The sequence below is a fragment of the Streptomyces sp. AC550_RSS872 genome (assembly GCF_019049285.1).
Lineage (GTDB): Bacteria > Actinomycetota > Actinomycetes > Streptomycetales > Streptomycetaceae > Streptomyces.
The window spans coordinates 1-310 of sequence record NZ_JAGMUL010000191.1 but is presented as its reverse complement, the minus strand read 5'-3'; the positions used below and the strand labels follow the sequence as shown (position 1 = coordinate 310).

At 67.1% G+C, this 310-nt stretch carries 1 protein-coding gene; it reads left to right on the top strand.

What is annotated here, in order from left to right; all coding sequences use genetic code 11:
* Positions 1 to 310, top strand: a 310-nt coding sequence (locus tag KUM44_RS39875) for a transposase (RefSeq protein ID WP_217214660.1), incomplete at both ends; no start/stop codon positions are given.

Genomic DNA, 310 nt, shown 5'->3' with positions numbered 1-310 from the left:
AGGCCGCCCTGGAGCGGTTCGCCGAGTTCGCCGAGGTCTGGGGCCGGAAGTATCCGGCAATCGTGAAACTGTGGGAGAACGCCTGGGAGGAGTTCACCCCGTTCCTGCGGTTCGACACCGAGATCCGCCGCATCGTCTGCACGACGAACGCGATCGAGTCGGTGAACGCCCGTATCCGCCGGGCGGTGAAAGCCCGTGGCCACTTCCCCAACGAGCAGGCCGCCCTGAAGTGTGTCTACATGGCGATCATGTCCCTCGGCCCCACCGGCGAGGGGCAGGCCCGCTGGACCATGCGCTGGAAGACCGCCCT